Here is a 495-nt window from a genome sequence, read left to right as displayed (position 1 = left end):
GCGACGCTTCAGGAGGAGATCCTGTGCGTGGCGTTCGCCGAGGTCCTCGGCCTGGACAGCGTCGGTGTGGACGACGACTTCTTCGAACTCGGGGGTCATTCCCTCCTCGCGGTGCGTCTTGTGAGCCGTATCCGTACGGTTCTGGGTGTCGAAGCCGAGATCCGGGAGCTCTTCGAGGCCCCCACGGTCGCCGGATTCGCCGCCCGTCTGGCCGGTGCCACCGCCGCGCGGGCTGCCCTGACGGCAGGGCCGCGCCCCGAGCGGCCCCCGCTGTCGTATGGACAGCGCCGTATGTGGATCATCGCCCAGCTCGAAGGTCCCAGCGCGACCTACAACATCCCGGTCACCGCTCGGCTGACCGGCGGCGTGGACGGCGCGGCGATGGGGGCGGCCTTCCGGGACGTCATCGGCCGGCACGAGGTGCTGCGCACCGTGTTCCCGGTGGCCGACGGCGCCCCCTACCAGCACATCCTCGACCCCGACGAGCTGGACTGG

1 protein-coding gene is annotated in these 495 nt (G+C 70.9%); it reads left to right on the top strand.

The window, feature by feature from the left end:
* Window positions 1–27: 27 nt before the first annotated feature.
* On the top strand, window positions 28–495 hold a 468-nt coding region (locus GTY56_RS11980), incomplete at its 3' end, for a phosphopantetheine-binding protein (protein WP_346345466.1).

The sequence above is a fragment of the Streptomyces sp. SID5643 genome (assembly GCF_009872555.1).
Lineage (GTDB): Bacteria > Actinomycetota > Actinomycetes > Streptomycetales > Streptomycetaceae > Streptomyces > Streptomyces iakyrus.
Note: the sequence above shows the minus strand (reverse complement) of the source record. Positions and strands in the feature narration are given on the sequence as shown.